Below are 8,037 nucleotides of genomic sequence, written 5' to 3' on the forward strand. Positions count from 1 at the left end.
ATTCCTCCGCCGATCTTCCCGGTCATTTTGTTTTTATTTTTTCGAAGATTAGATCAGCAGCACATGAAAAGCAAAACCGTTGGTCGCATTCCTCAAAGTTCCTCGCGCGCGCCCAATAAAAACCGGGCGGGAAACCAATGTTCCCCGCCCTATGAATTCTGAAATATTTTGGGCACTACGCCCCAGATAAAACGACGTTCTAGAACTCGTAACGCGCTGCCACCCCGAAAGTCAAAGGTGCGCCAACATCGACGACTGTATCGCTCTGATTGGCTGTAACGTAACGCTCGTTAAACAGGTTTTTGACATAGCCGGTAAATGTCATGCTGCCAACGGCATATTCCGCATTCAGATTCACCAGCGTCACCGGATCGCTACGCCGTTCACCGACGACAGTCGAACCGCTAGTGATAAAGTTGGAAATGCTGTCATCCTGATAGACAACATTGGTTCCGATCATAAGACCGTTATCAAAGGTGTAATTGGCCCCGACGGATGCCAGATATTTCGGCGCAAACATGAATTCGTGGCCGCTATAATCAACACCGTCCGATACAAAAGAATTGTACTTGGTATCACTGTAAGACGCACCGGCATGCACAGAAAGTTGCGATGTGACCAGATATTGCGCCGAAAGTTCCGCTCCGGCCATCCGGCTATCAGCCGCATTGGCCACCTGGCGGTTGCCACTACTATCACGGAACGTAACCTGCTGATCGGTCCAGTCGGTGTAATAAATGTTGGCATTGGTCCGCAAACGACGGTTCAGCCAATTGCCACGCCAAGCCAGTTCATAAGTATCGGTAAATTCAGGATCATAAGGTGTATGAAGGGCAAGTGATCGAAGATTCACCCCCCCACTGCGATAGCCGCGCTGCCACGTAACCCCGACAAGATGGTTCTCCGTCACGTCATAACTCAGGCCCAGTTTCGGCAGCAAAACACTGGAAGTGATATTTTCGTTTGCAGAAGGGTCCGTCGCCAAATTAAGCGTATCAACCGTGTAGTCAATCCGGGTGTGGTTTTCCTCATGGTCCCAGCGAAGACCAGTAATCAGGGTCCAGTCATTAACGAACTCCCAGTTTGCCTCGCCAAACAGAGCATAACTGTCAATTTCAACCTTGCCCTTTTCATTCATGACGGTTGTCCCGCTTACGGCAAGCTTGTCGTCAATATCACTGGTCGTCCGGCCAAGATAGGCACCAAAGAACCCGGTAAGATTTTCATAATCATAACCAAGCCGAACTTCCTGACTGGCAAGGGTCTGTTCATGCTCGCGAAGAGCCGCCTGCGACGTTGTTGGCGTCCTGTCGAAATCAAGGGCAGCACTATAATCAACAAGTGTCGCCGAACTGATGCTGGTCAATGTCCATTCACCATCCAGATACCAGTCGAGCTTGCCCGTTACCGCATTCTGATCAAACTTGTGATAGGTTTCGGTATTCTCGTATACATTGAAGTAATCTGGCACACCGTCATTTGCATCAACCGCATTAAGTCCGGCACGCTGATCATTATGCGAAAAAGTCAGCAGCACATCGACATCATCCGACGGCAGGAACAATAGCTTCCCGCGCACATTGGCCGACCGCAAAGGATTGGCATCATCGCCCAATGTCGGGTTATTGATGTATCCATCCTCGGTTTGATAATCGACGGCCAACCGTCCCGCCAACCTGTCTTCAATCAGTGCACCATTGGCAAGTGCCGATGAACCCTTTTCACCATAGCGGCCAAGATTTCCCTGTACGGCGAATTCGGGGGTAAATGTCGGGTCTTTGGTTTTCATCACCACCGCACCGGCAAGCGAGTTACGCCCTTGTGTGGTCGATTGCGCTCCGCGATAAACTTCAACCTGCTCAACATCCCAGACCGAGAGCGGATTGGCCGTCAGCAGACGGTTACTTTGGATCGCATCGTCAACATAAACCGAAATCGCACCGTTAAGGGCGGCTGCCCCCTGTTCGTCAAACCCTTGGATCGGAACACCGCGAATACCCCAGTTTTCGTTGCCGGACTGAGTATAGACGCCGGGCGTACCACTCAGCACATCCTGAAGGGTCTTCGCTCCTTCTTTGCGGATATCTTCGCTGGTGCTGACCGCAACACTCGAAAGTGTCCTGTCCTGACTGCGCTGGATTTTTTCTCCTGTGACGATAACTTCTTCTAGCTGAATAACTTCCTGCGGCACTTCCTCGTCCGCAAATACCGGCGTGATACCCAGCGCGCTGGAAGCCACCGCCAGCGCCAAAGAGTTTTTACTGAAAACTTGCATTACCTTGCTTCCCATTCAGAACCACATTTTTTCAAGCGTTGCGGTAAAGAAGTCAGAAGGTTCACACTGTCCGTTTCCCGCCTTCCCCCGCTCCCTGAAACATCTGTTGCGAATGATTAAGCACGATCAATTGCAAATGACAATAGTTATTATTCGCTATAATAAGCACGTATTTTCAGTGAATTAGTTTTTTTGAGGAGAAGCACACAGAAGATGCAGATACATACCACCCAGACCGAGCCGATAAGTCGCACCTCAATTCAGCCATGCTCATGGTAAATGGACCGCAGATAGCTCTCCTGTTCGGCCAACGGCTGCCTGTGCAATCGCGGACATGCTTCGCATAAAACCTCCGGCTTTCCGACAACCGGCGTATGAAGCAGATAATGCAGACAGCAATGCTTCCTTAACGGGATGCTTGAACAAATATCCGGGACAGGCGAAGCAACAATACGTTGCAAGCTTCTAATCTTTAACCGGCCATCGGCAACAACCGGCGTCTCCATCCATTGATGGGCCTTGGAAAAGGTTTCGGGGTCCAGCGCATCGCGCAATCTGTCAAACGCCCCGTCCCAGACCGCGATAACGTTTCCCCACAGCACCTTGGTCGATACACCACCCCACGCGGAAATCGTCGCAAACAACGGGTCCAGATGGTCGTTTAACACGCGCTCCCAATAGCCTGCGATCTGGTCGGATGAAAATGACGGAAGCCGTTCCATGACCTTTAATGCCACAGGGCGGGCGTCATCATGCAAAAGTTCGACATCCCCCTCCCAAACCCGAATTTCCAAATTTCGGGCCAATATTCCCGCCAATACCGCCGGGAACAGAACACTAAGGTAATTCATTGACCACTGGGACGCGATGGGTGGTCGCTTTGCTGCCGAATAGACCAAGGCGAACCGATCAAGCATCGGAAACAGAACGTCTTCCCGTGGAAGCTGCTGCAGCCTGACGGAAGAAAACCCGCAATGATCTGTCCGGATGACTTGACGGATGGGGGGCCATGTTTGGCAAAGCCAGTCTGGTAATTCCATAGCAAGCCCCTGCTAAAAAATGAGAACGCCAATCAGTATTATTAGCATTGCGACCATAACGAGCTGCCTCTATAAACTCAATCTGATTTATCCCGATCAGTTGAGGCATCATGAATACTTTGCAGGGCTTCTGGCGACTTGCGCGCCCTTTCTGGACATCGTCTGAAAAAATCCCTGCCCTGTTGTTACTGGCTGCGACCATCCTCATGAATCTCGGGCTTGTCGGGGTCAACATCCTGAACAATTTCTGGAATCTGAACTTTTATAACGCCTTGCAGGCTCTGGATTACGATGCTTTCCTGATCAGTGGCGGCCAGTTCATCCTGTTACAAGTCGCCCTCACGACCTTCACTGTCGCAGCTTTTCACTTTCAACAAAAACTGACGATCCGGTGGCTGCGCTGGTCAATCACAAACACGCTTCAGGATTGGCTGAAAGATCAACGATACCTTCTCTTGCAACTGGACTCTCCGGAAACAGACAACCCGGATCAACGGGTTGCCGATGATATCGACATGTTCATCGTCATATCGCTCAAACTGGGTCTAGGGCTGATGACGGCTTTGGTGTCGCTCTTCTCTTTCCTCAATATTTTATGGAACGCATCCGGCCTCGTCACGATACCATTCGGAACCGAAAGTCTGGTCATCCCCGGACTACTGGTCTGGGTTGCATTACTTTACTCGATAGCCGGAACGGGTGGTGCATTCTGGCTGGGACGTGCCCTTCCCGGGCTTAATTTCTTGCAGCAACGCCGCGAAGCTGATTTCCGGTTTTCCCTGATGCGCCTTCGCGAACATGCGGAATCGATTGCGCAATATCGTGGCGAAAAAGCCGAAATGCGCACCTTCGCATCACGATTGGAGGCCGCCCTTCAGAACTTCTGGGAACTGGTCAAAAAACAGAAAATCGTACTTGGCTATTCCACATTCTATATGCGCACGGCCACAGTGATCCCAATGTTCATCATGGCACCGCAATTCTTTGCCGGGGCATTTCCCCTTGGCCGCCTGACCCAGATCAGCGCCGCCTTCGGTGAAGTTCACGAAGCCATGGCATATCTTGTCCGGGTCTTCCCGCAAATTGCCGAATGGAAATCTGTCGTCGACCGATTAACCGGCTTCCAGAACAGGCTCGATGCCCTTTCGTCCAATTCCGGCGTCAAGATCCGCCATCAACCACATGCTTTCGAGATCAAGAAACTTAACCTGTGGCTCCCCGATGGCGAAAAAACGCTTCTGCGCGATTTTTCCCTGCAACTGACACCGGGGGATAGCCTTCTTATCCGTGCGCCATCCGGCTTTGGGAAATCCACAATGATCCGTGCTGTTTGCGGCCTGTGGAAACACGCCTCTGGCAGCGCTGCTTACGACACCGAAAACGCTCTTATCCTGGCCCAGAAACCCTATTTTCCGCTTGGAAGGCTGCGCGATATTCTCTGGTATCCGCAAATTGCTGATGCCGACAATGATCCGGCTTTATCGCATGCTTTGCAACGGTTTGAACTGGGGCACCTGATCGAACAGCTCGATAGCGAAACCGACTGGTCAAAGAAACTCAGCATTGGCGAACAGCAGCGATGCTCCTTTGTCCGCGCCGTACTGCGAAAACCGAAAATTCTCTTCCTTGATGAAAGCACGTCCGCACTTGATGAAAACGCGGAAACCCTCTGCTACCGCCATCTGAAAGAAGAACTGCCTGACACAATTCTGGTCAGCATCGGACACCGTGCTTCACTGGAACAATTTCACTCCAGAATTCTGGAACTTGATAAAGATACCAATGCCCTTTCTCTCGCCAGTCGCGAAGTATTGGCATAAAGCAAGACATATCAAAAAAAGTGGCAGTCCATCGGGACTGCCACCTTATGTCTTCACGATCCTGCGAAAATCACTTCATCGTCGGCATGACGAATTCGGCACCCTTGCGAATGCCCGTCGGCCAGCGCGAGGTGATGGTTTTAAGGCGGGTATAGAACCGCACCCCTTCCATGCCATGCATGTGATGATCGCCAAACAAGGATGCCTTCCAGCCGCCAAATGAATGGAACGCCATCGGAACCGGGATCGGCACATTGATGCCGACCATGCCGGTCTGGGTGCGGTTGGCAAATTCACGCGCCGTATCGCCATCGCGGGTAAAGATCGCGGTACCATTGCCATATTCGTGGCTATCAACAAGATCGGCAGCAGTTTCAAAATCATCGGTCCGCACGATCGACAGGACCGGGCCGAAAATCTCTTCCTTATAGATCGTCATGTCGGGTGTGACATTGTCAAACAGGGTCCCGCCAACGAAATAGCCGTCTTCATAGCCCTGCAAACGAATGTCGCGGCCATCAACAACCAGCTTCGCGCCTTCTTCAACGCCCTTGTTGATATAACCGACAACCTTGTCGCGGTGCTGCGCGGTCACAAGCGGCCCCATTTCGGCGGCCGAATCTGTCCCCGGTGCAACGCGAAGTTCGTTAATGCGCGGGACAAGCTTTTCGACCAGCGCATCCGCCGTTGCCTTCCCCACCGGTACTGCAACCGAAATCGCCATGCAGCGTTCACCAGCCGATCCATATGCCGCCCCCATCAGGGCATCCACCGCCTGATCCATATCGGCATCGGGCATCACGATCATGTGGTTCTTCGCGCCCCCCAACGCCTGGCAACGTTTGCCCTGCGCAGTCGCGGTTTCATAGATGTATTTTGCAATCGGGGTCGACCCGACAAAGCTGATTGCGCTGACATGCGGATCAAACAGAAGCGCATCAACCGCTTCCTTGTCGCCCTGCACAACGTTGAAAACGCCGTCCGGCAAACCAGCCTCGCTCAGCCATTCCGCCAGCAGAAGCGACGCAGACGGATCACGTTCGGATGGTTTCAGGATGAAACAGTTGCCGCAGGCAAGCGCAACCGGGAACATCCACATCGGCACCATGGCCGGGAAGTTGAACGGCGTAATACCGGCCACAATACCAAGCGGCTGGCGCACCGAATGGCTATCAACCTTGGTACCGACATTCTCGGTGAACTCGCCCTTCAAAAGCTGCGGCGCGCCGGTGGCAAATTCAACAACCTCGATCCCGCGGGTGACTTCACCCAGCGCATCCGAAAGTACCTTGCCATGCTCGGCGGTAATGGCCGCCGCCAGTTCTTCCGAACGGCTTTCAAGGATGCCCAGGAATTTATTGAGAATACGGGCACGACGCAGCGGCGTGGTATTGGCCCATTCCGCGGCCACCGACCGTGCACTTTCGACAGCATTTCGAACCTCGGCCTTCGATGCAAGGTCAACCGTCGCACTCTGCTGACCGGTGGCCGGGTTGAACACGGCCGCTGTCCGGCCGGAAGTCCCGGCGACACGTTTGCCGTTGATGTAATGGGTGATCTGGCTGGACATTCGGCTTCTCCCGATAATCGTGGTGATCTTTTGTCGCGGATCATGACAACCGTCCGCAAAGCAGGTCGATTATGGATATGCATATGGATGCACATCAATTACCATTATTGCAAATTCGATGTGCAATTTTTAAAGTCAATAGATCATGGATTGGGACCGCATTCGCATCTTTCTGGCCGTCGCACGCCAGGGGCAGATCCTCTCGGCGGCCCGTCAGCTTGGCCTGAACCATGCCACGGTCGGTCGGCAACTGACCGCGCTTGAACAGGAACTCGGCACCAAGCTTGTCGAACGACGCACCACTGGATCGGAACTGACAGAGGCAGGAAAGGCATTAATGGGTGCGGCAGAGGCCGCTGAATCCGCCTTCCTTAAAGTCGGCACCGCCTTCCCCAGCCGAGCAGAAGGCATCGCAGGCACCGTGCGCGTTGGCGTGCCCGATGGACTTGGGAACTATTTCCTGGCGCGTGAACTGGCGGGCTTTGCCGCAAAACATCCCGATCTGGTGATCCAACTGGTGCCCCTCCCGCGCACCTTTTCGCTGTCCCAACGCGAAGCCGACATCGCCATCACCCTTGATCGCCCCAAACAGGGGCGGCTGGTGATCAAAAAGCTCACCGATTACACACTCAGCGTCTATGCCTCCCAAAGCTACATAAAACAGTATGGTGCCATCCGGTCTGAACGCGACCTGACCGACCGGCTGTTTGTCACCCATATCGAAGACCTGATTTACAGTCGCGCACTTGACTACGCCGCCCGCCTTGGCAAACTGATGAAGCGCCGATTTGAATGCGGCAGTGTCGTCGCCCAGATGGAAGCAGTGCGCAACGGGCATGGCATTGGCATTCTGCATGATTACGCCACCCGTGATGTGGCCGACCTGGTCCGTCTGCTGCCCGATATCCGCTTTACCCGAAATTACTGGATGCTGCTTCATCCCGATACCAAGGACACCCGCGGGGTCGCCGCCGTCGCCGACCATATCAGCCGGGTCGTACGCGCCGCGCGTGGCCTGTTCGTTGCCGACTGATGCAAACCGGGGATTTGCGAATCTGATGTCCATACATGCAGGCAGATATCTTGCCGCGCTGAAAAACCCGATAAGAGTGCAACACTATACGAACGGCCGTGATCATCTGCAAAATCAGCTAAAAAGCGAGAAACAACAAGCTGTTCAGGCACCTTAACTGATCACCTTTGATTGTATTTTCACGGACTTAACTTATAATTCTTCGCTACGACCACTTGCATTCAGGATGTATTCCCGGGCATATTCTTTCGGATATGGTTGGGGATGAGCCATGTGGTCGGGGTCACACAAAAAGCCTG

General features: G+C 53.1%; 5 protein-coding genes. 2 read left to right on the forward strand and 3 right to left on the reverse strand.

The features are described from left to right. Positions 1 to 199: 199 nt before the first annotated feature. Together TH3_RS13980 and fhuF are read right to left on the reverse strand one after the other, a co-directional pair. Entirely contained in the window at positions 200 to 2,275 is a 2,076-nt protein-coding gene (locus tag TH3_RS13980; RefSeq protein WP_007090610.1) for a TonB-dependent receptor, read from the reverse strand. A 260-nt stretch (positions 2,276 to 2,535) separates the two neighbouring features. Further along, on the reverse strand, positions 2,536 to 3,192 hold the full coding sequence (fhuF, locus tag TH3_RS13985; protein ID WP_007090611.1) for a siderophore-iron reductase FhuF: 657 nt from the start codon (positions 3,190 to 3,192) through the stop codon (positions 2,536 to 2,538). 233 nt (positions 3,193 to 3,425) lie between these two features. Here fhuF and TH3_RS13990 point away from each other — a divergent pair, with 233 nt between their 5' ends. Then, the gene (locus TH3_RS13990; RefSeq protein ID WP_007090612.1) at positions 3,426 to 5,135 is read left to right on the forward strand and encodes an ABC transporter ATP-binding protein/permease; all 1,710 of its coding nucleotides are present in this window, start codon (positions 3,426 to 3,428) and stop codon (positions 5,133 to 5,135) included. A gap of 70 nt (positions 5,136 to 5,205) precedes the next feature. Here the strand turns inward: TH3_RS13990 and TH3_RS13995 are convergent, their stop codons facing one another. Then, positions 5,206 to 6,705, reverse strand: a complete 1,500-nt coding sequence (locus tag TH3_RS13995) for a CoA-acylating methylmalonate-semialdehyde dehydrogenase (RefSeq protein ID WP_007090613.1) — start codon at positions 6,703 to 6,705, stop codon at positions 5,206 to 5,208. A 145-nt stretch (positions 6,706 to 6,850) separates the two neighbouring features. Between TH3_RS13995 and TH3_RS14000 the strand changes: the two genes are divergently transcribed. Then, complete coding sequence (locus TH3_RS14000) at positions 6,851 to 7,738, forward strand: LysR family transcriptional regulator (RefSeq protein ID WP_007090614.1); 888 nt, start codon at positions 6,851 to 6,853, stop codon at positions 7,736 to 7,738. Positions 7,739 to 8,037: the final 299 nt, after the last annotated feature.

It is taken from the genome of Thalassospira xiamenensis M-5 = DSM 17429, assembly GCF_000300235.2.
GTDB lineage: Bacteria > Pseudomonadota > Alphaproteobacteria > Rhodospirillales > Thalassospiraceae > Thalassospira > Thalassospira xiamenensis.

Bases quoted from the DNA above. Each gene is read 5' to 3' on its own strand.
- fhuF (WP_007090611.1), bottom strand. From the start codon at position 3,192: ATGCTTGATCGGTTCGCCTTGGTCTATTCGGCAGCAAAGCGACCACCC.
- TH3_RS14000 (WP_007090614.1), top strand. From the start codon at position 6,851: ATGGATTGGGACCGCATTCGCATCTTTCTGGCCGTCGCACGCCAGGGG.
- TH3_RS13990 (WP_007090612.1), top strand. From the start codon at position 3,426: ATGAATACTTTGCAGGGCTTCTGGCGACTTGCGCGCCCTTTCTGGACA.
- TH3_RS13995 (WP_007090613.1), bottom strand. From the start codon at position 6,705: ATGTCCAGCCAGATCACCCATTACATCAACGGCAAACGTGTCGCCGGG.
- TH3_RS13980 (WP_007090610.1), bottom strand. From the start codon at position 2,275: ATGCAAGTTTTCAGTAAAAACTCTTTGGCGCTGGCGGTGGCTTCCAGC.